This window comes from Bacteroides fluxus YIT 12057 (assembly GCF_000195635.1).
Taxonomy (GTDB): domain Bacteria; phylum Bacteroidota; class Bacteroidia; order Bacteroidales; family Bacteroidaceae; genus Bacteroides; species Bacteroides fluxus.
The window spans coordinates 15,928-40,286 of the sequence record NZ_GL882611.1; the positions used below are offsets into that span (position 1 = coordinate 15,928).

The following is a 24,359-nucleotide window of genomic DNA, read 5'->3' on the forward strand; positions in this document are numbered from 1 at the left end:
TTTATATATAAAGAGATTTATTTGAGCATATAGATGACCGATACGGCAATTTTTGTGGGACCCAAATAATCCGCACTTCCCTTGCCTGCCTTCTTACCGCAGGAACCACATTTAAACTTGTCATACTTTACGCGTGCATATCCAATTCCGATAGAGGCCTCCATGCTGAATCTGTTAGACAGAATCCAATGATAGCCGGTACTGATACCTCCACCATAGAAATAACCTTCATAGCGGTGAGCTTTCATCTCCTTATGATGATTCTGAAGAACAAAAGGAATATTTATACCTCCCACATTCATTTGTCCACCATGTGCATGAAGTCCCCAAAACCATCCGTTGAACACTTCACAAGTCCAGTACCTTATTTCGGGTTGTACAAGCCAGTGGCTCCATTTACTGGTCTTGTAACCGCTTGCCATGGCATTATCTTCATAAAAAAAGAAATTCATACCTACCTGGGTATCCAAAGTCCATTTCTTTCCTAATGAAAACTCCAACGAAAGGTTAGGGGTCAACAAAGCATCATATGCAAGATTATTTTTTATCGCAATCTTCTGTGAAAAAGCAGATAGATTGAATAGTAGGAAAAAGAAAAGACATGCTTTTTTCATATTGTCACTGATTGTTTTTTGGGTTTAAAAAGCTCTATTTTAGAGTATTAATTTTGACGCTGCAAAGTTATAAATACAGAACAACGCCTTTGTTATACGCATTAGACATATAATTATATAAAGCAGTCTTTTTTTTAAAAACATGTGTAAAAAACGAAAATTACCCAATTATATACTTTAATGCACCAATCACACAAAATAAAAGCCGCACCCAAATTCAAACTTAGGTACGGCTATTCTTAAACTTCATTGCTTTTGAATCGTGTACAGATGCTGTAGAGATGTGGGCGTATGCTGGAACTTGTGCTTCTAGGCTATACAACACATGAGCTTTTACACCACCTTTCTTCTTCCGAGCCTGCTCCATCATAAAGAATGCAAAATCTTCAAAGATGCGGTAATCTCGATTTTGGTTGGCTGAAGCAAATGTTGTTTTAGCAATATGATTTCATCCCATTCCAAGATGATAATATTGGGTATGATGCGCTTCCAGCGCCACGACTACATCGCGCAAAGTTTCACGATTGCTAAGCTGACCAAACATCAGTGCAAGAAGTTGGTTTCAGCACGTGAATGACTTGACATATCGATTACCATTGTATTTGTCAACCAAGTGACGAAACTTATCTTTATCGAGAATTTCAACCAACTGGGCGAAGACATATTTGTTTTTGTTCATATGGAGTCTATCATATTCTGTTAGAGCATCACGCAAAAAGCAAGGATGAAAAGAGCGAGCACGCAAAGGGAAAGGAAAGCGGAAAGATGCTCCACACGGCACGGATGAGGAAAACCACCACCGAAAAAACTACCAACATGGGTAACACACCACCCAAACCAATCGTCATACCACTGATAAAGGCACACACGAAATGCACTGCTACATAGACCACAAAGCCGACCAACAATCACTTCATCCAAAATTTTATGCCTTGTCAGTGGCTTCACTTTGCTCGTATCCGCTCCCCTGAACCACGCAAGGGCAAGTCATGACGGGGTAATAAAAATGAGGAAATTGTTATTTGAGGAAAAAGAGATAAGGAAATATAGCAAGATTCGAGAGGATTGTTATCGTCTCAATCAATACATTACTGTATTAGTTATTAAACTTTTTCAAAAAGATATTTTCAAAAGAAATTAAGGCTACAAACTTTTCCTTTATTATTCTAAAGTTTTTTATAATTTTTCTATTTGAGTACGATATTCTTTCGGGGTCCGTTGAGTTATGCTTTCAAATTGTTTGATAAAATATGGGACATTACCATACCCTGATTCGTAGGCTATTTGAGAGACGCTCAAATTGGAATATGATAGTAACTTACAAGCATGTTCCACTCTAATTTCCGCAAGGCATTGGAAAATACTTTTATCTGTCCGCTGGCGAAAATATCGACATAATGCTGATGGATTTTGCTTAACGTAATCGGCTATTTCTCGCAATGTGATTTTCTCCTTATAATGGTTGAATAAATAGGTATATACTTTACTGACAGGTTCATTGGCTTCTACGGTAGAATTCGTACTACTGTATGCCGTACCGGACAAAAGTTTCGTATTTTTACATGCAGACAACCGCTCCAAGATTTGAAGGAGAGCTATTATCCGATGGGTATATTCATAATAATCAATTTCTTGGAACCGTTGTCCTAATTCCTCAAATAACTCTTTATCATAAAAACGTATCCCATATTGGCTCTTTTGAAGCAACTGATAAATGCACTGATAATCTGGAACATCCTCTAAATTGAAAGGAAATATTATTGGATGGAACTGCAAAGCTTCTCCGGCACTTAAATCAAAGTCCATCGTAGGATTCAGTTTAGCATTGCAAAGATGCAAATGTGGCACATTACTACCGATTAATGCAATGTCGCCCTGCTGATAGTCAAGAACCCCTTCTCCGACAAACTGTTTTCCACTTCCTCGTGTAAACAGCATAATTTCATATTCGATGTGCTTATGGCGAGGCAATACGAATTGAGGATAAGGAATGTGACTACACAATGTTGTCCGTTCATGGATAATTTTACGTTCCAGTATGCCCATATTCTCTTCTGTTTTATTTCTGCAAATATAAGAAAGTATTTAGCAAATATAATAGAATTATATATTAAAAATATGCCCTACCTTTGCAAAGTCAAAAGATTGATATTTAAAGGTATGAATAATAAACTGATAGCATCCGATATGGACGGTACGCTCTTGGATTCAAACGGAATAATAGACTACCTATGCCGGACAAAAGTAAGATAACGGTACAATGTCCCGCCTTCCTGGAATTGTAGAATTTAGTAACCAATATAATTATCCGATTATGAGTATCAATGATCTAAAAAATTACACCCCGGCTCCCGATTTTTTGCCGGGACTGGTCGGTTCATTTGCAAAACCCGCGTCCGAAAATCCTACTGTGGCTATTATGGAAGCCGCTTTCAAACATCACGATATACATTACAGATATATCAACTGTGAGGTGGGACCGGATAATCTGGAAGCTGCCGTAAACGGAGCTAAGGCCATGGGATGGAGAGGATTCAATTGCTCAATTCCCAACAAGATCAAGGTTATACAATATCTGGACGAGTTGGGAGACTCTGCTAAAATTATCGGGGCTGTCAACACAGTCATCATTGGAAAAGACAAAAGGACCAGAGGTGAAAATACAGACGGGAAAGGCTTTGTGAAAGCCATTTCGGAAGTGACCTCTATTCCGGGCAAAAAGGTGGTGCTGTTCGGAGCCGGTGGGGCTGCACGTGCCATCAGTGTAGAAATGGCTCTGGCGGGAGCTGCATCCATTACTGTTTTGAACATTGATGATGCAGGGCAGGAACTGGTCAATTTGTTAAACGACAAGACGCCCACCAAGGCGGACTTCGTCTTATGGAATCATTCTTACCAGATTCCGGTAGACACGGACATCGTGATCAATGCCACTTCCGTAGGACTTTATCCGAATGTAGATCAGCGTCTGAACATGGATTCTGACACCTTTCTGCCTCACATGGTCGTAGCTGACTGTATCCCTAACCCTGCATACACCCATTTTGTCAAGGATGCAATAGCACATGGATGCCACCATGTACTTCCGGGCATGAATATGCTTGTCAATCAGGCTGTAATAGCCGTGAAATACTGGACAGGTGTGGATGTGGATGCCGAGGTCATGCGTAACGAACTCAAAAAGGTACTTGGATTGTAATTAAGATAATGGACTTTTCAATGTGGATACAATCGTCTTCCGATTGGGGAATATTGCTTTTGTCTGCCCTGCTTATCGGTATGTCTAAAACCGGTATTCAAGGTATCAGCCTACTTGCTGTACCAATGATGGCAATGACTTTTTTAGTGGTACTGCTCGTGATGTTCTGGTCGGATTGGAAAGGTAAAGAAAATACACTTTCCTTCCACTAGTGGTACGGACCTTACTTTTTGTTCCGGCATTGACTTTGGGAACCGCCACATTCGGTGGTACACATGGATTTGAAGGATGGGGACACACTGATGTCGCTGAGGCTACACGTATGGTGGACATGTGTCTGGATGCCGGTCTGAATTAAAAGCTCAGTTGTTCTTTTAATAGATTATAAGTATATCATAAAGCACTATATATTCTTTAATCTTATTGCTTAATTTAATGGCATTGCAAATTAATATACAGGAGACAAGTAAAATGTACACATATAAACAAATAGGTAATAAATATATTATCAGTATCAACACCAGTGAGGAAATAGTGAATGCTCTAAATCTTTTTTGTGAAGAGAGAAAAATAAAATCCGGAAGCATAACTGGATTAGGAGCTATCAATGAGGTGACTCTTCGTTTCTTTCATCCGGAAACTAAGACATTTGTGGATAAAACTTTTCGGGAACAGATGGAAATATCTAATCTGACCGGGAACATTTCTACCATGAATGGAAAACCTTATCTGCATGTACATATCACTGTGGGAACAGTTGATTATTCATCTTATGCCGGACATCTGTTATCTGCTGTTTTAAACGGTGTCGGAGAATTTGTAGTGGAAGATTTTGAGGAGAGTATAGAACGTACTTACAATCCTGCCTTAGGATTGAATTGTTATGATTTCAATAAATAGAAACACGACATGCGCTAAATTAATTGTATAATGGGATATGCTTCCTGACGGGCGCAAGATAGGCGGAGCTCCAGCCTATTTTGCATATCATACTTTTCAATTCGGTATTGACGGTTATGCCGTAAGTGCTGTCGGGCAGGATATTTTAGGCGATGAGGCAATTGAAATATTGGGACAACAAGGAGTCAAATGCCTTATTCGGAAAGTGAATTATCCTACAGGAACCGTGAAGATTACACTAAATAATCAGGGTATTCCACAATACGATATAGAGGAATCTGCTGCATGGGATAATATCCCTTTTGATAGCGAGCTGAAACGACTTGCTTTAAGAACTCGCCTTGTTTGTTTTGGTTCGTTAGCTCAACGTAATCCTGTGAGTCGTGATACTATCTGCCTATGTCTGTACGCAGTATGGTCCGATGCCTTCCCTGCCGTCTGAATTGAAAAAAGCAATCATAGATTAATATGAGTATTAATCAGAATAGAAATCGGAGTGAAATAATTGTTGTGAAGAATTGGATTGTTTTTCTTACAGTATTGTTAACCGGTATGACGGTTCAAGGATGTGTTGCCATAAATGGAGAAACTAAAGATTTCGGGATAGATGTTGGTAATAAAGAACAGTTAGTTATTTTCATAGAAGGGACCCCTATACTGGAAAAGTCGGGTGCTATTTTCAGGTACGGTGAATTGGGGTGGAGATGAACAAGAGTCAATTCCAGTTGAGATACGTTATTTCAATCGGTCATCCGTCAATAAAAACATGATTAATTCTATCAAAGTAGGCTACAAATGAAAATAGAAAAATATATGAAGAAAATAATTCTTATAAATACATTATTAGATCTATTTTCTTATACAAATTAGAGATAGTAGCCCTACTTTTAATGGAATTTGGATAAACAGCTAATAAAAACAGTATTCTCTTGTTTGAACAAACTGTTTTAATGGTCTGAAACGGAATTGGGTATGTATGCAGGAGAGTAAGAAATAGTTATTATTTGATTATCAGTAAATTGCAATTATGGCTGCTTATTGCTTTTCTTCCTTGAACATTAGGCTGAACTTCAATTTTAATAATTCTTTGTCTGCAATGATGGCTTGCAGTTCTTTCAGCCGTTCCGCATTCTTTCCGTCGGGAAACCAAAGTTTCAGATAGCCCCCGGGTGCGTACTTCTCCATGAGATGTTTATGGAAGCGTTGGTAATGCCATTCTTCGTTTGCTGTGGGATTTTGTTTCAATCCATATTGTACCGTTCGGCGTAAAGTAATGTCTGGGTCAATGATGCGGTCTGCTTCAGCGACAATCTTTCCGTAAATACTGCGCGGTTCATGGTCGGCAGAGGCCCGGTGGTCTTCTACGGCTTCTTTCATAAGGAGAAGTTCCTTTGGGGAAAACCACTGCCGCAGAGTAGTGTCTGCCATCAATATCTCACCGGAGACAAGGTGATGGGTGGCACGGTCGCGGCAGAGTCCTGTATCGTGATAGGCGGCAATGGTGTAAACCAAGCGTTTGTCTGCGTTGGCATGTTGGCTGGCAAGGATGAGGCTCTCTTCAATGACGGCTTGTACATGCGAGAGGTTATGTGCCTTGTCAAAACTTTTGTAGCGGGGAATGATTTCGGTTTCGATATAGGAAATCAAGGATTGAGGTATCATGTTTACATTCTTTTGAGATGCAAAGATAATTAATTGGATAGCAGGATTTTGATTTCTCTCATAAAAATATTAGCCGAATGAATATATTTGAGTAACTTTAGCCTTGAAAAACAGAGCAGTGGTGATTTTAACGCTGTACCGGAGTTCACAGCATTAGGGTCTGTAGAGATGTTATAATTGATAATAAATCTGATACTTTATTATGGATGAGATGGGCAAACTAACGCCAATCATCATGTGCGGGCCTACGGGCAAGTACGGCTATGATCGGGGAGTGGCATTTAGAATCCGAACCTACAGGATTTGACCATTGGAACATTCACCGGAATGAAAAGAGCCGGAATACATCACGTATTCCAGCTCCCGAAATTTTATAAAAAGGTTTTTGGTTATTGTTAGGAGTAAATTGATTCTTTAAGAGAAAATGCGCAGGCTGGTTACATATTGGGGTTATCCATGATAACCGTCATTTCGGGAACCAATACGTATTCACCTTTTTTATTGTTCCACTTATAATAAGTAGTAGTGAGGGTTTTGCCTTGATAAGTGTAACGGATGCATAAGTCATTGACCCATGTGTTCTTGTTGGCGTTCCACTTCAAAGTTTCACTTTCTGTCATACGGTTCTGGTCATCGTATTTATAATTGTACTTCATATAATTGGCAAGTGTGTTGCCTTCTGCCTTGTAAACGGTTTGTCCAACCATTACGCCATTTACTTCTTCCGAATTGTAAATGAGGTTGCTTTTGTTGTCAGCAGATGCGTTTAATCCACAAACTAAGAGAAGTGCTGAGATAATCATTGTTTTTAAAGATACTTTTGTTCTCATGGCTTTATTGTTTTTTTGTTATTACTTACTATTTTCTATCATTGCTCTCTTAAAAGCGCTGCAAAGGTACATATTTAATTGACATTAAAACTGATATTCAATTAAAAAATATCAAAATGCTATTATTGAGTGGTCGTATATGCTTTCATTTTGGTAAGATAGATGAATAAAAAAATATCCGGCAGAAAGGTTGCCGGATATTCTGATGAGCAAACTGTATTTTAAAGTTTTACTTCTGTTGCTTTCTGATTGTAAGTTAAATAACGTTATTGATAGGATTAATGTGCCTCCAACCAGTTATTTCCCCATCCGCAATCGGCTTTCAGGGGTACGTGCATGCGATATGCATGCTCCATTTCTTCAATTACAATTTGTTGTACAAGTTCTTTTTCAGAGGCTGGAACGCTGAAATTTAATTCGTCATGGACTTGTAAAATCATCTTTGCTTTCAATTTGTTACTTGTAATGCGTTGATAGATGTGTGCCATGGCTACTTTAATGATATCGGCGGCGCTTCCCTGGATAGGAGCGTTGATAGCATTTCGCTCAGCATAGCCGCGGACAACGGCATTACGCGAGTTGATATCGGGCAGGAAGCGTTTGCGGTGGAAGATGGTTTCTACATATCCGTTCTCACGTGCCACTTGGATACTCTTGTCCATATATTCCTTGACTTGCGGATAGGTTTCAAAATATCCGTCAATCAGTTCTTTGGCTTCCTGGCGGGATACGTTCAGACGTTCGGCCAGTCCGAATACCGAGATACCATATATGATACCGAAGTTGGCTGTTTTGGCTTTACGCCGCATATCGGAAGTTACCTCCTCTATATCTATTTTATATATTTTGGCTGCGGTGGCGGCATGGATATCATGTCCGCTGAGGAAAGCGTCAATCATGTTTTTGTCTTCGCTGAGGTGTGCCATGATGCGGAGCTCGATTTGCGAATAGTCGGCAGAGAAGAACTCACAGCCGTCATCTGGTATGAAGGCTTTGCGTATTTCCTTGCCGTCCTCATCGCGGATAGGGATGTTTTGCAGGTTGGGGTTACTGCTGCTTAACCGGCCTGTAGAGGTCACTGCTTGGTTGAAGGAGGTATGGATGCGTCCTGTGCGCGAGTTGATTAGCTGTGGCAGGGCATCGATGTAGGTGCTCAACAGTTTTTTCAATCCACGGTATTCAAGTATCTTTCCAATCACCGCATGTTTGCCTCGAAGACTCTCAAGTACTTCCTCGGAAGTGACGTACTGTCCCGTTTTGGTCTTTTTGGCTTTCTCTACGATTTTCAATTTGTCGAAAAGTACTTCCCCCACTTGTTTGGGCGAACCTATGTTGAATGTCTCTCCCGCAAGTTCATAGATATTCTTTTCAATCTCTTGCAGACGGACAGTAAAATGTTCTGATGACTGTTTGAGAGCTTCCGTATCAAGACGCATGCCGTTGGTTTCTATGTTGACCAGTACGGGAACGAGAGGCATCTCTATTTCATAGAACAGGTGTTCGGCTCCCTGTTCCTTTAATTCTTTTTCAAGGACGTTTTTCAGCTTTAAGGTGATATCCGCATCTTCGCAAGCGTAGCGATAGACATCTTCCGCCGGGAGGTCACGCATGTTTTTCTGATTCTTGCCTTTGGCTCCGATGAGTTCGTCAATATGGATGGTTTGATAGTGCAGATAGATTTCTGCAAGGTAGTCCATGTTGTGGCGGAGTTCCGGTTGAAGCACGTAATGGGCAAGCATTGTGTCGAAGAGGGCTCCCCGGACTTGCACTCCATAATTTTGGAGAACAATCATATCGTACTTGATATTTTGTCCTACTTTCAACGATTTCTCGTTTTCGTATAGAGGACGAAGCTCGTTTATAATTTTTAAGGCTTCTTCACGATTGGGAGGAACGGGTACATAGTAGCCTTTGTTTTCAGCGTCACTGAAACTCATTCCTACCAATTCTGCTTCCATAGGTTCGGTTCCGGTAGTTTCGGTATCTATTGATAAAATTTCAGTTGTAAGTAACTTTTGAATTAATTTCCTTCTTTTTCCTTCTGTATCAATGAGTTGGTAATCCACATCGAGCATTTCTAAGCGCGTCAGATTTGAATTTTTAGAGCTGTCCGCACCGTCGCCCGCAAAATTCGCAAACAAATCGCCTTGAACAGGTCCCTTGTTTTCAGTAGTTTCACTCTTTTGCTGTGCAAACAAGGTTCCGGCAAAAAGGTCGGGTGTAGAAGGGCTGGAGGAAGAAGTGGAAGAGGAGAGGGGAGTGCTGTTTTTTTTGAGTACACGGTCTATAAGAGTCCGGAATTCCAATTCCTCGAAAATCTTGCGAAGTTTTTCCTCGTCCGGTTCTTCACGAACCAATGCATTCATGTCGAGCGTGATGGGTACATCAATTTTGATGGTTGCAAGAAACTTGGAGAAAATGATCATTTCACGGTTGGTCTCCACTTTTGTTTTCAGTGCACCTTTCAGTCGGTCTGTATGTTCCAACAGATTTTCTATGCTGTCGAATTCGGCAATTAACTTTTGTGCGGTTTTCTCTCCCACACCGGGACATCCGGGAATATTGTCGGAAGAGTCACCCATCAGTCCTAACATGTCAATGACTTGTGCGGTAGATTGGATATTGAATTTCGCTTTCACTTCTTCTATACCCATGACTTCAAAACCTCCGGTATGTTTGGGGCGGTACATGAATACATTGTCCGATACCAGTTGGCCGTAATCTTTGTCAGGAGTCATCATATAGGTAGTGATGCCCTGTTTGCCCGCTTCGGTGGCAAGGGTGCCGATCACATCATCGGCCTCATAGCCGGAAACTTCCAGGATGGGGATGCGGTAAGCGCGGATGATATCCTTTATGACAGGTACGGACAAACGGATGGCTTCCGGTGTCTCTTCCCGTTGTGCTTTATACTGTTCGTAGGCTTCGTGACGGAAGGTAGGGCCCGAAGGATCAAAGGCTACTCCGATATGTGAAGGGTTTTCCTTCTTCAGCACCTCTTCAAGTGTATTGACGAAGCCCAGAATGGCGGAGGTATTGAAGCCTTTGGAATTGATTCGCGGGTTCTTGATGAACGCGTAATAGGCTCGATATATCAGTGCGTATGCATCGAGCAGAAAGAGTTTATCGGTTGAATTCATAGATTTATCCTTTTTTTCATGGTAAAAGTACAAAAAAATACCGTATTAACCGTTTTATTACTATTTTTGTAGGCAAATAGCGATGCATGGACAACTCATCACTTATAAAAGCTCCGATTTCTGTGGAATTGGAGGACTTCAAAAAACTATTTGATAGTTCCCTTTCCAGTTCTAACCTTTTGCTGAATAGTGTCATTGCGCACATCCGGCAAAAGAATGGGAAGATGATGCGCCCTATGTTGGTACTTCTGGCGGCAAAACTTTACGGTGAAGTTTGCCCGGCAACTCTCCACGCTGCGGTTGCATTGGAACTGCTGCACAATGCCAGCCTTGTACATGATGATGTGGTGGATGAAAGTACCGAACGCCGGGGACAGCTTTCTGTAAATGCTATCTTTAATAATAAGGTGGCGGTATTGTCGGGTGATTATCTTTTGGCAACTTCATTGGTGCAAGTCGGCCTGACCCGTAATCATGCGATTATTGATATTGTTTCTTGTCTGGGACAGGATTTGGCGGAAGGTGAGCTTCTGCAGCTTTCCAATGTGAGTAACCTCCAGTTTTCCGAAGATGTGTATTTTGATGTGATCCGTAAGAAAACGGCTGTGCTCTTTGCCGCTTGTACAAAAGCCGGTGCCCTTTCGGTGGGAGCCGACGATGAAAAGGTGGAATTTGCCCGTTTGTTCGGTGAATATATCGGTCTTTGTTTTCAGATTAAGGATGATATCTTCGATTATTTTGAAAGCAAGGAGATAGGTAAGCCTACCGGTAACGACATGATGGAAGGCAAGTTGACGCTTCCGGTGCTTTATGCACTGAATTCAACCGCTGATAAGGCTGCGGAGAAAATAGCTCTTAAAATCAAGAATGGAGAGGCTTCGTCTGATGAAATAGCCCATTTGATCGAGTTTACCAAACTGAATGGTGGTATTGAGTATGCCAATGAAACAATGTTTGCTTTTAGAGAAAAAGCCCTTTCCTTGCTAGCATCCATACCTGATTCTGATGTTAAAACCGCTCTTGCGGTTTATCTGGATTATGTGGTAGAGAGGGAGAAGTAAAGCCTCACCCCGACCCCTCTTCGAAGGCGAAGGGAGGAGGAAGCAAAGATACCATAGAACTGAATAAGCACTGAAGTTTTGTTATATAAAAGCCGGTATTTTACAATTGAAGGATCTTGTAAAATACCGGCTTTATTCATATTTCCCTATCCCTGCTTTCATTTCTCCCCTCGTCTTCGGAGAGAGGGGCGGGGGTGAGGTTTTAGAAGAACTTCATTTCTTCCCCTTTAATCTCTGAAAGCAGCAGGTTGGCAAGCCGGCTTGTTCCTAAACGGAATAGTTTGTTATTCAGCCATTCTTCGCCAAGCACTTCCTTGACTATGGTATAATAAACTAATGCGTCATTTACGCAATTGATGCCGCCGGCGGGTTTGAACCCTACTTTATTGCCTGTCTGGGCATGGTATTCCTTGATGGCCTGGCACATTACGTAAGCAGCTTCCGGAGTGGCGGCAGGCTGTTGCTTGCCAGTGGAGGTCTTGATGAAATCTGCACCGGAGTACATAGATAGGATAGAGGCTTTCTTGATATTGGAGGCTGTTTTTAAAGCTCCTGTTTCAAGGATTACTTTCATGTGGTGTTCCTTGCATACCTCTTTGAGTTCCTGTATTTCTTCACACAAGGTTTCATAGTCTCCTGCCAGGAATTTGCCCACTGAAATGACAATGTCAATTTCGTCTGCGCCTTCCATGATTGCCATGGCGGTTTCTGCTACTTTTACTTCAATAAAGGTTTGTGAGGAAGGAAAACCGGCTGATACACAAGCTATCTTTACACCTTCTACCTCTAGCGTGTCCTTTACAACTTCTGCAAAGTTGGGATATACGCAGATTGCTGCCACGTTCTTCAAGTCGGGAAACTCTTCGTCGAATTGATTCACTTTTTGAGTAAACTTCATGACGCTTTCGTCATTGTCCGTGCTGTTCAGCGTAGTGAGGTCAATGCAATTGAATAAAAATTTCTTTACGTCAAGTGTATTGTTTGCAGGCACCTTCTCTGCGATGATTTTGGCTACTTGCGCAGCGATTTCCGCATCATCCAGCCGGGTGTTGTATTTTGCTAAGGCAGCATCATACTTACTCTGGGTAGGTTCATTTTTCTCCATGGTCTGTTAATTTAGGGTTGTTGATATGTCTTGTCTGGTCTCGTTTGGTTTTCTTCTCCAAATTGCGTGTAAAGGCCTCGGTCACATTGACTCCGGTCTGGTTGGCAATACAGAGAAGTACCCATAGGACATCTGCAATTTCATCGTCAAGATTGTCTTTCTCTCCTTCCTTGAAGGATTGGTCACCGTATTTGCGTGACATGACACGTGCGAGTTCTCCCACTTCTTCGGTCAGGACGGCCATATTGGTGAGTTCGCTGAAATAGCGTACTCCATACTCCTTTATCCAGGAATCTACCTGCTTCTGTGCTTCTTCTAATGTCATTATTCCTTGTTTTTTGTATCTATACAGATGGTTACCGGGCCATCATTCACTAATTCTACCTTCATGTCGGCTCCAAATTCGCCGGTACCTACTTCTCTACCTAATGCACAACTCAATTCTTTGCAGAATTGTTCATACAGTGGGATGGAAATCTCCGGCTTGGCGGCCCGTATATAAGACGGTCGGTTACCTTTCTTTGTTGAGGCATGTAATGTGAACTGGCTGATAACCAGTATCTCGCCATTTATGTCAAGGATGGATTTGTTCATTACTCCATTTTCGTCGTCAAAGACACGCAAGTTAACGATTTTCTTGCAAAGCCAGTCTATATCTTCTTTACCATCGGCTTCTTCGATACCTACCAGTATCATGAATCCCTTTCCGATAGCGGATTTGCAGGTACCGTTGATGGTAACGGAAGCGTGTCCGGCACGTTGTACAACTACTCTCATGCTGTTTATTCTAACTTATTCTGCTTGCAAAGTTACGAATAAATTCGGTAATAAAATACACGGCGATTTTCAATTTTCCGCTTTCGGTTTTTCGCTTTCCGTAAAGTACTCTTGGATTAGTTTGGCTTTTGCTTCTCCTACCACCTTGCCGAGTGCTTCGGAAGAAGCTTCTTTGATGCGTTTTACGCTCTTGAATTCTTTGAGCAGGGCAGCTTTTGTCTTCTCGCCGATGCCTTTTATCTCATCCAATGCGGAGGCTATCTGACGTTTGCTGCGCTTATCGCGGTGGAAAGTGATGGCAAAACGGTGTACTTCGTCTTGTATATGTGTCAGTAGCCTGAAAAGAGGAGTGTTTTGCTTCAATCCGATGGTCTGCGGCGGGAATCCGTATAATAGTTCTGAAGTACGGTGTTTTCCGTCTTTGGCAAGGCCGGCGATAGGGATGTCCAGCTTCAACTCGTCCATTACTTCTTTTACGGCGCTCATCTGGCCTTTTCCGCCATCGGTGATAAGGAGGTCGGGCAGGGGGAGTTTCTCTTCTACAGCGCGCTGGTAACGCCGTTTTACGACTTCTTTCATGGACGCATAGTCGTCGGGCCCTTCTACGGTCTTGATATTGTATTTTCGGTAGTCTTTTTTGGAAGGTTTACCTTTTAGAAAGACTACACAGGCTGCCACAGGATCGGAACCTTGGATGTTGGAGTTATCGAAACATTCTATCTGCATCGGAAGCCGGTCAAGATGCAGCTCCTGTTGTATTTCCTTCAGAAGGCGTACGGTTCTTTGTTCCGGATTCAGCTTTTCCGATTGTTTCAAGCGGTCTGCTTTGTATTGTTTTACGTTCAGAATGGAAAGTTCCAGCAGCTTTTTTTTGTCTCCCCGTTGGGGGATGGTAAATACTACATCTTTCAGTTCCATATCTACCTCGAAAGGGACGATTATCTCTCGCGAAAGGCTTTTGTATCTTTCCCTCATTTCGATAATGCCCAATGAAAGCAATTCTTCCTTGCTTTCATTCAACCGTTTCTTGTACTCGAAGGTAAAAGCTTGGTTGATGGCTCCGTTGGTGATGTGGAGGTAGTTGATGAAAGCAGATCTTTCGTCGTTGTCTTCTTCGATGGAGAATACATCGATGTTATGCAGCACGTTGCTTACCACCTCTGACTTGGAACGGTAATTTTCGATAAGCAGGTATTTTTCCTTGATTTTCTGTGCTTCTTCAAATTTCATTTCCGCAGCAAGTTCTTGCATTTGCTGGAAAAGCATCCGTTCTACCTCCTGGGTATTTCCTTTGAGTATTTCCTTGATTTCAGCGATGTTTTTCAGGTAATCCTCCTGGCTTTGCTTGCCGATGCAGGGACCCGCACAGTTTTTGATGTGATATTCCAGGCATACATTGAACTTTCCTGCACGGATGTTTTCGGGTGACAGGTTCAAGTTGCATGTACGTAGAGGGTACAGGTGTTTAATGAGATCCAACAGGGCATACATGGAAGGTATATGACTGTATGGACCATAATAGGAAGAACCGTTACGGATGATTTTCCGGGTTTTGAATACGCGTGGAAAATATTCATTCTGGACGCAAATGGAAGGATAGGTCTTGTCGTCTTTCAATAATACATTGTAGCGGGGCTTGTATTTCTTGATAAGGTTGTTTTCAAGCAGCAAGGCATCTTCTTCGGTATTGACCACAATGTACCGGATATCGGCAATCTTGCTTACCAATACCCGCGTTTTACCCGGTTCATGTTCCCGGTTGAAATAGGAAGATACCCTTCGTTTCAGATTCTTTGCCTTGCCTACATATATAATGGTTCCCTCGGTATTCAGATACTGGTAAATACCGGGGCTTTCAGGCAGATTGGATACAATTCCCTTCAGATAATCGTTGGTTCTAAGCTCTTCCATACTAGTATTTCTCGTATTTACACGAGAAGTGACGAGCTATAAGCTACCGCTTGCAGGCTGCTTGCGCTATGCGCATGGGCAATAGGTTGCAAATCGGCCATGATGTCCGTAAAAGGTACTTGTAGCCCGTCACTTGTCACTATAGTGATAACACTGATTCTACATCTATATCTTTACCGAATACGTCTTTCCCGTGCAGTTCTTTCAATTCTATGATGAAGTTTACATATACCTTTTGGGGATTCATCTGCTTTACCAGCTTACAGGCGGCTTCCATTGTACCTCCTGTAGCCAGCAGGTCGTCGTGCAGTAAAACAACATCCTCTTCGTTGATGGCATCTTTGTGCATTTGCACGGTATCTTTTCCGTATTCTTTGTCGTAACTCTCCTCAATGGTTTCTGCAGGTAGCTTGCCCGGTTTGCGGATAGGGATGAAACCTGCTCCCAGCCTGGTGGCAAGTATAGGTCCCATGATGAAGCCTCTGGACTCTATGCCCACTACTTTGGTAATTCCTTTGTCTTTATACATTTCATATAAAGTGTCTGAAAGTTCTTGCAGTGCGGCAGGGTTTTTGAATAAAGTAGTTACATCGTAGAATAGAATTCCCGGTATGGGGAAGTCTGGAATTTCGCGGATACTCTTGATGAGTGTTTCTTTGCTCATAATCAGTTTGTTTAATACGTTTATTGAATTGTTTGTTTCACGTGGAACTTTGCCCCTTATCGGCCGCAAAGTACCAATAGCACGTTGATGTCGCTTGGAGATACTCCCGGAATCCGGCTTGCCTGGGCTATCGTTTCAGGATCTATCTTCACCAGTTTTTGTCTGGCTTCAGTAGAGAGGGACTGGATGGATTCATAATCAAACTTTCCTTTAATCTTGATGCTTTCCAGTCTTGCCAACTTGTCGGCAATGATTCTCTCACGTCCGATGTATCCTTCGTATTTAATCAGAATTTCGGCGGCTTCAATGATCTCTTCTTTTCTATCGGAAATCTTATCCAATTCCTGCTTGAAAGCCTTAACGTGTTCGGCTATGTTCTCAATGGTAACTTGAGGACGGTTTATCAAATCAATCAACTTGCATCCTTGACGAAGTGGAGTAGTACCAAGTTGTTCCAATACGGGGTTGATTAGTGTCGGTTTCATCGAATAATTTCTTGCGAAATCAATGATACGGTTCACGGCTTCCCGTTTTTGAGTCAATAACTCATAACGCTCTTTTTTTACAAGTCCTAACTTCCATGCCTTTTCCGTAAGGCGCATATCTGCATCATCCATGCGGAGCAGAATACGATATTCCGCACGTGACGTAAACATGCGGTAGGGCTCATCCACACCTTTGGTAACCAAATCATCGATTAAGACACCGATATATGCCTCGTCGCGGGCTAAGGTAAACGGTTCTCCACCGTGGCAGTTAATGTGTGCATTGATACCTGCAATGATGCCTTGTCCGGCAGCTTCTTCATATCCGGTGGTTCCGTTTATTTGTCCGGCAAAGAATAAGTTTTTAATTTTCTTCGTTTCCAACGTATGTTTCAGTTGGGTAGGGTCGAAATAGTCATATTCAATGGCGTAGCCGGGGCGGTAAATCACCAGATCCTTGAATGCCGGTATCTTCTTCAATGCGGCAATCTGGATATCCAACGGCAAGGAGGAAGAGAAACCGTTCAGGTAGAGTTCCTGGGTTGTCTCACCTTCCGGTTCCAGAAACAGCTGGTGTTGCGGCTTGTCGGGAAAAGTCACAATCTTGGTTTCTATACTTGGGCAATAGCGTGGTCCGATGCTTTGGATTTGTCCGTTGAAAAGGGGAGAATCCGGTAGTCCCTCCCGTAAAATCCGATGTGCTTCCTCATTGGTGAAGCAGGTCCAGCAGGGTAACTGCTTCAGATGCCGTACGCCGGTATCCATGAAAGAAAACTTGTGGAAGTCGTTTTCCCCGTCTTGAATATCCATATACTCATAGTGTACGCTACGTCCGTCAATGCGTACGGGGGTCCCCGTTTTCATACGCCCGTAAGTAATGCCATGCGCTGCGATGGATTCGGTCAACTGATAAGATGCGGGTTCAGCCATACGTCCTCCCGGAAGCATGGTACGCCCTACGTGCATCAGTCCGTTGAGGAAAGTTCCTGCGGTGAGTACGATACATTTGGAATAGAAAGTCACCCCCCATAAGGTGACCAGCCCTATGACTTCTCCGTTTTCAACAAGGATTTCCCGGACGGTATCTTGCCAGATGCTCAGGTTAGGGGTATTTTCCAATATTTCCCGCCACGCCCAGATAAACTTGTTGCGGTCACATTGTGCACGCGGGCTCCACATGGCAGGACCTTTGGAACGGTTCAATATGCGGAATTGAATAGCAGTCTGATCTGTTACCAATCCCATATATCCGCCCAAAGCATCTATCTCGCGTACTATTTGTCCTTTGGCGATGCCTCCTACTGCAGGGTTACAACTCATCTGTCCGATCTTGTTCATATCCATCGTGATAAGACAGGTTTTTGAGCCGAGGTTTGCAGCGGCAGCGGCAGCTTCACATCCTGCATGTCCGGCACCGATTACAATAACGTCATACTTAAACTCCATTCGTTCAGTGTATTTTAAAACCATGCAAAGTTACTAAAAAGTTGTTTTGCTGCCTCGCTTTCTTTCTTTTCCTTATGAATTCTTACGAAAAAGCGTTGGTGCTCTCTATTTCTTCGATATATTGTGGGGTTAATTGGCGCAGAATCTCTTTTTTCCGTATTGCTGTGTGGATGAACAGAAAAAATGGAAGCAAATTGAATTTGTGCAAAACATATTGTTTTGATTATAATATATTGGTTGTGTTTTAGATTAAATAAGTGCTGAAATAAGGATAAAAAGAAAATCTAATGCTCTATTTTCTGATAAAAAGTTTGTTTGGAAAGCTTTATTCTTTAGAAGTAATAAGTCAAATTTCTGTTTTGATATGATGTTTGGTATGAGACATGACTTGAATATATAGAGTTTGAACTCAAAATATAATAGTTTCTTATTCTTAACCAAGGGAGTGTATTTCTTCGATTAATATCTTTCTTGAACTCGTTATGAAATAAGAATGGTATGCCTCTTTTTTCGGAAAAACTTGTAAGAGTTCTATTAATTGATTTTATTCTTCTATTTTATCTTTTCTAACTAGCTTATATTTGCATTCATTGAAATCAGTAAAATTTATCAATGCAATGAGGAAAGTAATTATTTTATCGTTCTTGTTTACATTATTTGTAATTGAAAGTTTGGCACAGTGGAAACCGGTTGGTAATAAAATTAAAACCAGTTGGGCCTCCCAACTCAATCCTGCAAATGTGTTGCCAGAATACCCTCGTCCCATCATGGAACGGAGTGATTGGAAGAACCTGAACGGATTGTGGAATTATGCCGTTATAAATAAAGGTGAGTATCTTCCGGCAGAATTTGAAGGACAGATACTTGTTCCTTTTGCCATTGAATCCTCCTTGTCTGGAGTTGGAAAAAGAATTAATGAAAATCAAGAACTGGTTTACCAACGCAGTTTTGAGGTTCCTTCAGTTTGGAAGGGCAACCGAGTGCTGCTGCACTTTGGTGCTGTCGATTGGAAAACGGATGTGTGGGTGAATGATGTGAAAGTAGGCAGCCATACGGGTGGATTTACTCCGTTCTCCTTCGACATTACTGCTGCCCTTTCTGCTAAAGGTAGTAATCAGTTGGTTGTAAAGGTTTGGGATCCAACGGATAAAGGACCTCAACCTCGTGGAAAACAGGTCGGCAATCCAGAAGGTATTTGGTATACTCCTGTAAGCGGTATCTGGCAGACGGTATGGATGGAACCAGTTTCCGGAAAACATATTGAGAGCCTTCGTATTACTCCCGATATTGACCGTAACCTGTTAACAGTAAAAGCTGAACTGAATATGGAATGTTCTTCTGATTTAGTGGAAGTGAATGTGTATGATGGTAATCTGTTAGTGGCTACTGGCAAAAGTATCAGTACGGAGTCGGTGGAAGTGTCCATGCCTCGGAATGTCAAGTTGTGGACCCCTGATTCCCCTTTCCTTTATACATTGAAAGTGATACTGAAAAGCGGAGGTAAAGTAGTGGATAAAGTAGACAGCTATGCTGCCATGCGTAAGTACTCCACCCGTCGTGATGCGGATGGCATCGTACGTTTGGAACTGAATAACGAGGCTTTATTTCAGTTCGGACCGCTCGACCAGGGATGGTGGCCTGATGGACTATATACAGCTCCTACAGACGAGGCCTTACTGTACGATGTACAGAAAACAAAGGATTTCGGCTTCAATATGATTCGCAAGCATATCAAAGTGGAACCGGCACGTTGGTACACACATTGTGACCGTTTGGGTGTCATCGTATGGCAAGATATGCCAAGCGGTGACCGTAATCCGCAATGGCAGAATCGTCGGTATTTTGATGGAACAGAATTGAAACGCTCTACTGAATCCGAAGCAATTTATCGCAAGGAATGGAAGGAAATAATGGATTGTCTTTACTCTTATCCGTGTATTGGTACATGGGTACCGTTCAATGAAGCTTGGGGACAGTTCAAAACGATAGAGATAGCCGAATGGACGAAACGATATGACCCAACCCGTTTGGTGAATCCGGCAAGTGGCGGTAACCATTATACTTGCGGTGACATGCTTGATCTTCATAACTATCCCCAACCGGAAATGTATCTATATGATGCACAGCGTGCTACGGTATTGGGTGAGTATGGTGGTATCGGACTTGTCTTGAAAGACCATATTTGGGAACCAAACCGCAATTGGGGATATGTTCAGTTCAACTCTTCCAAGGAGGTTACGGATGAATACTTGAAGTATGCCGATATGCTATATCAGCTTATCTCCAAGGGGTTTTCGGCAGCTGTCTATACACAGACTACGGATGTGGAAGTGGAAGTTAATGGTTTGATAACTTACGACCGTAAGGTTATAAAGTTGGATGAAAAGCGCATGAAGGAGATAAATACGCGTATTTGCCATGCATTGAAAAAATAATTGGATAATAATTTTATAGTGATGGGTGATTGGTGTAAATTGCCGGTCACTCATCATTGTCGTTGGATTTGAAACACAATATTGTTATGAAACGATTGATAATAAAGCTTTTCTTCAGTTTGTGTATCTGGACGGTGTTACCGACCTATGCGCAGGATGCTGTTCATTATTATTTCAGAACGATGGATATTCGGAATGGACTCTCGCAGAATACCGTATATCAGATTTTGCAGGATAGGAAGGGATTTATGTGGTTTGGCACCAAGGACGGTCTGAACCGTTACGACGGATTGTCTTTCCGCGTGTACAAGAAGGAGAACTCCAGCTTAGGCAAGAATTTCATAACTGCGCTCTATGAAGATCGTCGAGGCAATATCTGGATTGGCACTGATGGAGGGGTCTTTATCTACAACCCTATCTCGGATTCCTTTATTGCTTTCAATAAGGCAAGTGATAATGGAAGTATCATCAGAGATTTTGTTACCATGATTGGAAGTGATGAAAATGATAATATTTGGATATCGGTAGAAAACCAGGGAGTATTCTGTTATAAATTAGATGAAGGGAAACTACTGAATCATCTGCATGATTCGGGGCTTCCTAGTGTTACCCGTTTTTGGCTGAATGGGAACACATGCTGGCTGGCCTTGTATGCGGATAATCTTTACTATACGAAAGATACCTTTGAAACTCCTTTGCAGCCTTTCAAGGATGCGGAAGGAAATGAAATTTTCAAGAATGATATTGTCAATTGGCAAGTCAGCGGCCCCCATAACTGCGTGTATATTGCTTCGCTGAACGGGTTGACCGAGATAAACCAGACTACAGGCAAGACACGGAAGCTGCTGAACACCTATGTGAGAACTTTGCAGTTCAGGTCTGATGATGAGCTGTGGGTGGGCGCGGAGTCCGGTTTGTATATCTACAATCTGACGAATGACAAAATTACTCATTTGACCGTTCCCGACCAGGATGATTCGTATGCCTTGTCGGACAATGCCATTTATTCGCTCTGCTGCGACAAGGAGAACGGCATGTGGATAGGCTCTTATTTCGGGGGGGTGAACTATTGTCCTTATCAGTGGACTTACTTCGAGAAGTTCTATCCAAGAGACAATCTCAGGCATTTCGGCCGTCGTGTACGGGAAATTTGTGAAAGTAATGACGGCACCTTGTGGATAGGTACCGAAGATAAAGGCCTGTTCAATTATAATCCGGAAAACGGAAAGATAGAGCCCTTTGAGCATCCAGCCATTTATCAGAATGTTCATGGTCTTTGTCTGGATGGGGATGATTTGTGGGTGGGTACGTTCTCCGGTGGTTTGAACCGGGTGAATCTTCTTACTAAGCAGGTGAAACATTATGCCAAGGGTGAGAGTGAGAATTCTATGGTCGCAAATGACGCCTTTACCATTTGCAGGACAACTACGGGAGACGTGTGGATAGGTACTACTTCCGGTTTGTTGAAGTATAATCGCTCTACCGATGATTTTACTCGGATTCCTCAGTTGAAGAATATGTTTACATACGACATACTGGAGGATTTCAACGGGAATTTATGGTTTGCTACTTTCTCCAATGGCGTGTTTTGCTACAATGTCAGAAGTCGGCAGTGGAGGAACTATCTGTCCAATGAGAACGATTCAGCCTCTCTTTCCTATAATAAGGTAATCAGTATCTACGAGGACAGCAAGAAGCGTTTATGGTTCATGACGCTGGGTGAGGGCTTCTGCCGCTACAATCCGGAAACGGACAATTTTACCCGTTATGACATGTCGAGAGGGTTTCCGAGCAATACCATCTACAAGATGGTTGAGGACAAGCGGGGAAACTTGTGGATTACTTCTAATTATGGTCTGGTCTGCTTCAATCCCGATACGGAGAGCAAGCATGTCTATACTACGGCAAACGGGCTGCTGAGTAATCAGTTTAATTTCCAGTCCGGCTACATCGACAAGAAAGGGCGCATCTATTTAGGAAGCATCAACGGATTCATATCCTTTGACCCGGAAACCTTTGTGGAAAATACGTTCCTCCCTCCCGTAGTGATTACGGACTTCTATCTGTTCAACAAACGACTTTCGGCGGACAGTCCGGATTCTCCTTTGGAGAAGAGCATCACCTATGCGGATGAAATAGAATTGGATGCTGACCAGAATTCTTTCTCTTTCCAAGTTGCGGCCCTAAGTTACCAGGCACCAGAAATGAACAGTCTTGAATGTAAATTGGAAGGATTTGACCATGATTGGTATACGGTAGGACGGAATTCCATTATCAACTATTCAAACCTTCCTTATGGAAGCTATACGTTGCGTATAAAAGGTTCCAACAGTGACGGCAAGTGGAATGAGATAGAACGTGTGCTCGATATCCATATTCATCCCCCTTTCTATCTTTCCGCTTGGGCGTATACTGTTTATACGATATTGGCGTTATGTTCACTGGCTGCTGTAATCATCTATTTCAGAAAACGGACCCAGCAGAAGCACCAACAGGCTATGGATCAGTTTGAACGGGAAAAGGAACGGGAACTGTATACCGCAAAGATAGACTTTTTCACGAATGTGGCCCATGAGATACGTACACCGCTTACACTGATAAAGAGCCCGCTTGAGAATGTATTGGCTTCTCAGTCTGTGTCGGATGACATTAGGGATGATTTGGAGACTATGGAGTTGAACACTAATCGGCTACTCGATTTGGTAAACCAGTTGTTAGACTTTCGGAAGACAGAGACGCAAGGCTTCCAATTGAACTTTGTGGAATGTAATGTGTCTGAACTCTTACAGAAAACATATAAGCGTTTCAAGCCTCTGGCACGTGAAAGAGGCTTGGCATTGAGTATAGAGGTTCCCGAAAGTTTATATGCTTCGGTTGATAGGGAAGGACTTATCAAGATTATCAGCAATTTGCTGACTAATGCGATAAAATATTCGGAGACCTATATACGCATTAGGTTATATTCAGAAAGTGAGAGACTACTGCTTTCCATATGCAATGACGGTCTCGTCATTCCAGTGGAGATGCGTGAGGAAATTTTCAAGCCGTTCATCCAGTATAAAACCGGTACGCTACGTTCTGTGCCTGGCACTGGTATCGGGCTTGCACTTGCCCGTTCATTGGCCGAACTTCATGAGGGTGCGTTGTGTATGGAAGATTCGATGGAGAACAATTGTTTCTTACTGTCACTTCCGCTGAAGCACAAACAGACAGTGGCCATAGAGCATAAAGAACCTGTAACGGGTGGGGAACTTTTTGAGGAGAGTGGTGTAGGTATCGTTTTGGAACAGCACCGGTATACTCTTTTGGTGGTGGAAGACAGTTTGGAAATGCAGGCATTTGTCGTGAAACAGCTCTCCTCAGAATATCGTGTGCTGGCTGCCGTGAATGGGGCGGAAGCTTTGAAAATATTGAAGGAGTATACTGTAAATCTTGTCATTTCAGATATTATGATGCCTGAGATGGATGGATTGGAGTTATGCGAGCATCTGAAGTCTGAGCTTGACTATAGTCATATACCGATTATTCTGCTTACGGCCAAAACGACTCTTCAAGCCAAGATAGAGGGAATGAAACAGGGGGCTGACGCATATATAGAGAAACCCTTTTCCGTGGAATATCTGAAAGTTTGTGTGGCCAATTTGTTGAATAACCGTGAGAAATTACGGGCTTCATTCGTCAATTCTCCTTTTGTACAGACGGGCAGTATGGCTATGACAAAGGCGGATGAATCTTTCCTTAAAACATTGAAGGAAGTGGTGGTTGCCAGTATGCAGAATCCGGATTTTTGTTTGGACGACGTAGCAAGTCTACTGAACATGAGTCGTTCGAGTCTGAACCGGAAAATAAAGGGTATATTGGATATGACTCCGAATGACTACATCCGCTTGGAACGACTGAAGAAAGCGGCGCAGCTTTTGAAAGAAGGGGAGTGTAAAATCAATGAGGTTTGTTACATGACCGGCTTCAATACTCCTTCCTATTTTACTAAGTGCTTCCAGAAACAATTCGGTATTCTGCCCAAAGATTTCGTGAAATAATGAAACTATATAATCAGCTATTAGAATTTTTGTATCAATAATGCCTTGATGTATATATCCGCTCCAATTGTTTTATGAAATGATTGTTTT

At 42.3% G+C, this 24,359-nt stretch carries 21 protein-coding genes and 1 pseudogene; 9 read left to right on the top strand and 13 right to left on the bottom strand.

The annotated features are described in order from the left end of the window. Positions 1–17: 17 nt before the first annotated feature. Both HMPREF9446_RS02315 and HMPREF9446_RS19270 read right to left on the bottom strand, forming a co-directional pair. Positions 18–614, bottom strand: a complete 597-nt coding sequence (locus HMPREF9446_RS02315) for a DUF3575 domain-containing protein (protein WP_009123776.1) — start codon at positions 612–614, stop codon at positions 18–20. Between the two features lie 223 nt (positions 615–837). Then, positions 838–984 (bottom strand): transposase, encoded by a 147-nt coding sequence (locus tag HMPREF9446_RS19270; RefSeq protein WP_009123777.1) that lies wholly within the window; start codon positions 982–984, stop codon positions 838–840. Between the two features lie 72 nt (positions 985–1,056). Here HMPREF9446_RS19270 and HMPREF9446_RS19505 point away from each other — a divergent pair, with 72 nt between their 5' ends. Beyond that, positions 1,057–1,191 (top strand): hypothetical protein, encoded by a 135-nt coding sequence (locus HMPREF9446_RS19505; protein ID WP_458692655.1) that lies wholly within the window; start codon positions 1,057–1,059, stop codon positions 1,189–1,191. Here HMPREF9446_RS19505 and HMPREF9446_RS19510 read toward each other — a convergent pair. Continuing rightward, entirely contained in the window at positions 1,177–1,293 is a 117-nt protein-coding gene (locus tag HMPREF9446_RS19510) for a DUF4372 domain-containing protein (RefSeq protein ID WP_458692656.1), read from the bottom strand. The genes HMPREF9446_RS19505 and HMPREF9446_RS19510 overlap by 15 nt on opposite strands. A 497-nt stretch (positions 1,294–1,790) precedes the next feature. After that, entirely contained in the window at positions 1,791–2,660 is an 870-nt protein-coding gene (locus tag HMPREF9446_RS02320) for an AraC family transcriptional regulator (RefSeq protein WP_039968292.1), read from the bottom strand. 268 nt (positions 2,661–2,928) lie between these two features. On the opposite strand from HMPREF9446_RS02320, the gene HMPREF9446_RS02325 reads away from it, so the two are divergent. The 5 genes and pseudogenes from HMPREF9446_RS02325 to HMPREF9446_RS02340 form a co-directional block, all read left to right on the top strand. Further along, positions 2,929–3,813, top strand: a complete 885-nt coding sequence (locus tag HMPREF9446_RS02325) for a shikimate dehydrogenase family protein (RefSeq protein ID WP_050797276.1) — start codon at positions 2,929–2,931, stop codon at positions 3,811–3,813. A gap of 20 nt (positions 3,814–3,833) precedes the next feature. Next, the gene (locus HMPREF9446_RS02330; protein ID WP_245532237.1) at positions 3,834–4,025 is read left to right on the top strand and encodes a hypothetical protein; all 192 of its coding nucleotides are present in this window, start codon (positions 3,834–3,836) and stop codon (positions 4,023–4,025) included. Further along, positions 4,025–4,171 carry a hypothetical protein gene (locus HMPREF9446_RS18590; RefSeq protein ID WP_009123784.1) on the top strand — a complete coding sequence of 49 codons (147 nt, stop codon included), beginning with the start codon at positions 4,025–4,027 and terminating at the stop codon, positions 4,169–4,171. Before HMPREF9446_RS02330 ends, HMPREF9446_RS18590 begins: the two co-directional genes overlap by 1 nt. Before the next feature lie 113 nt (positions 4,172–4,284). Further along, positions 4,285–4,713 (top strand): PPC domain-containing DNA-binding protein, encoded by a 429-nt coding sequence (locus tag HMPREF9446_RS02335; protein WP_148345693.1) that lies wholly within the window; start codon positions 4,285–4,287, stop codon positions 4,711–4,713. Positions 4,714–4,750: 37 nt separating this feature from the next. Further along, positions 4,751–5,107, top strand: a pseudogene (locus tag HMPREF9446_RS02340) (carbohydrate kinase); the annotation flags it as partial. Positions 5,108–5,748: 641 nt separating this feature from the next. On the opposite strand, the gene HMPREF9446_RS02350 reads toward HMPREF9446_RS02340, so the two are convergent. The 3 genes from HMPREF9446_RS02350 to polA form a co-directional block, all read right to left on the bottom strand. Next, positions 5,749–6,375, bottom strand: a complete 627-nt coding sequence (locus HMPREF9446_RS02350; RefSeq protein ID WP_039968294.1) for an HD domain-containing protein — start codon at positions 6,373–6,375, stop codon at positions 5,749–5,751. A gap of 437 nt (positions 6,376–6,812) precedes the next feature. Continuing rightward, positions 6,813–7,205: a DUF3836 domain-containing protein gene (locus HMPREF9446_RS02355; protein WP_039968295.1), complete on the bottom strand. Its 393-nt coding sequence runs from the start codon at positions 7,203–7,205 to the stop codon at positions 6,813–6,815. Between the two features lie 278 nt (positions 7,206–7,483). After that, entirely contained in the window at positions 7,484–10,345 is a 2,862-nt protein-coding gene (gene polA / locus HMPREF9446_RS02360; RefSeq protein ID WP_009123791.1) for a DNA polymerase I, read from the bottom strand. A gap of 86 nt (positions 10,346–10,431) precedes the next feature. Between polA and HMPREF9446_RS02365 the strand changes: the two genes are divergently transcribed. Continuing rightward, positions 10,432–11,406, top strand: coding sequence for a polyprenyl synthetase family protein (locus tag HMPREF9446_RS02365; protein WP_009123792.1), 975 nt, complete (start codon positions 10,432–10,434; stop codon positions 11,404–11,406). Between the two features lie 202 nt (positions 11,407–11,608). Here HMPREF9446_RS02365 and deoC read toward each other — a convergent pair whose 3' ends face one another. From deoC to mnmG, 6 genes are all read right to left on the bottom strand, one after another. Further along, positions 11,609–12,511 (bottom strand): deoxyribose-phosphate aldolase, encoded by a 903-nt coding sequence (gene deoC, locus HMPREF9446_RS02370; protein ID WP_009123794.1) that lies wholly within the window; start codon positions 12,509–12,511, stop codon positions 11,609–11,611. Then, positions 12,498–12,836 carry a nucleotide pyrophosphohydrolase gene (locus HMPREF9446_RS02375; RefSeq protein WP_009123795.1) on the bottom strand — a complete coding sequence of 113 codons (339 nt, stop codon included), beginning with the start codon at positions 12,834–12,836 and terminating at the stop codon, positions 12,498–12,500. Before HMPREF9446_RS02375 ends, deoC begins: the two co-directional genes overlap by 14 nt. Next, positions 12,836–13,288, bottom strand: a complete 453-nt coding sequence (dtd, locus tag HMPREF9446_RS02380; RefSeq protein WP_009123796.1) for a D-aminoacyl-tRNA deacylase — start codon at positions 13,286–13,288, stop codon at positions 12,836–12,838. Before dtd ends, HMPREF9446_RS02375 begins: the two co-directional genes overlap by 1 nt. 69 nt (positions 13,289–13,357) lie before the next feature. Then, entirely contained in the window at positions 13,358–15,199 is a 1,842-nt protein-coding gene (gene uvrC, locus HMPREF9446_RS02385) for an excinuclease ABC subunit UvrC (RefSeq protein WP_009123797.1), read from the bottom strand. A 139-nt stretch (positions 15,200–15,338) separates the two neighbouring features. Then, positions 15,339–15,863 (bottom strand): adenine phosphoribosyltransferase, encoded by a 525-nt coding sequence (locus HMPREF9446_RS02390; protein WP_009123798.1) that lies wholly within the window; start codon positions 15,861–15,863, stop codon positions 15,339–15,341. A 56-nt stretch (positions 15,864–15,919) separates the two neighbouring features. Then, a complete protein-coding gene (gene mnmG / locus HMPREF9446_RS02395; protein WP_039968331.1) occupies positions 15,920–17,794 on the bottom strand; it encodes a tRNA uridine-5-carboxymethylaminomethyl(34) synthesis enzyme MnmG in 1,875 nt (624 codons plus the stop codon). 617 nt (positions 17,795–18,411) lie between these two features. On the opposite strand from mnmG, the gene HMPREF9446_RS02405 reads away from it, so the two are divergent. Then, positions 18,412–20,229, top strand: coding sequence for a glycoside hydrolase family 2 protein (locus HMPREF9446_RS02405; RefSeq protein WP_039968297.1), 1,818 nt, complete (start codon positions 18,412–18,414; stop codon positions 20,227–20,229). 86 nt (positions 20,230–20,315) lie between these two features. Then, the gene (locus tag HMPREF9446_RS02410) at positions 20,316–24,269 is read left to right on the top strand and encodes a hybrid sensor histidine kinase/response regulator transcription factor (RefSeq protein ID WP_009123804.1); all 3,954 of its coding nucleotides are present in this window, start codon (positions 20,316–20,318) and stop codon (positions 24,267–24,269) included. The last annotated feature ends 90 nt before the right edge of the window (positions 24,270–24,359 follow it).